Source organism: Oleiphilus sp. HI0128 (genome assembly GCF_001635365.1).
This window is the reverse complement of sequence record NZ_LWGG01001165.1, coordinates 1-974: the sequence shown is the minus strand read 5'-3', so window position 1 is coordinate 974 and position 974 is coordinate 1. Positions and strand designations below refer to the sequence as shown.

Sequence of the window (974 nt, the reverse complement as noted above, 5' to 3'; positions counted from 1 at the left end):
CGGGACCGATGCACTTCGTTTTACCCTATTCTCACTGGCTTCGACGGGTCGTGATATCAACTGGGACATGAAACGCCTAGAAGGCTACAGAAACTTCTGTAACAAGATCTGGAACGCTGCACGTTATGTGCTCATGAATACTGAAGATCAGGACTGTGCTCAGAATTCTGACGATTATCAATTATCTTTAGCTGACAAATGGATCATCTCGCGCCTTCAGCAAACCGAAGCATCCATTGAAAAATCTATTGGTGAGTTCCGTCTAGATATGGCCTCACACACTTTGTATGACTTCATCTGGAATGAGTATTGTGATTGGTACCTGGAGCTTTCCAAGCCGATTCTAAACAGTGACGACAGCGACGAAGCGCTTAAGCGTGGCACACGCCGCACACTGGTACGAGTACTTGAAGCTGTACTAAGAATGGCTCACCCCTTTATCCCTTATATCACAGAGGAAATCTGGCAGCGTGTTGCTCCCTTGGCCGGTCAGTCTGGCGCAACCATTATGACTCAGCCTTACCCTGAAGCAGATGAGTCGAAAGTCGATGAAAAAGCACTGGGTGACGTTGAGTGGCTAAAAGGTGTCATCGTCGCAATACGAAACATTCGTGGTGAGATGGATATCTCTCCTGCCAAGGCAATTCCCGTTCTACTGCGTAACGGCAATAATGAAGATCAGCGCCGCTTCCAGGAAAACGAAGGCTTTGTTAAGTCACTCGCCAAGCTCGAGTCAATGAGCTGGTTAAATGACGAAGAAGCGCCTATGAGTTCAACTCAGTTAGTCGGCTCTATGGAAGTCTTGGTACCAATGGCCGGTTTGATCAACCTTGATGCCGAGATAGCTCGACTCAATAAAGAAATCGATAAGGCGGAGAAAGAAATTAAGCGCCTTTCTGGCAAACTGAACAATGAGAAGTTCGTAAGCAATGCGCCAAAAGACGTTGTAGAGAAAGAGCAGGCTAAGCTGGAAG

General features: G+C 47.1%; 1 protein-coding gene. It reads left to right on the top strand.

Going from position 1 to position 974, the window contains the following annotated elements; translation table 11 throughout:
* Positions 1-974, top strand: a 974-nt coding sequence (locus tag A3763_RS19755) for a class I tRNA ligase family protein (protein ID WP_156495198.1), incomplete at both ends; no start/stop codon positions are given.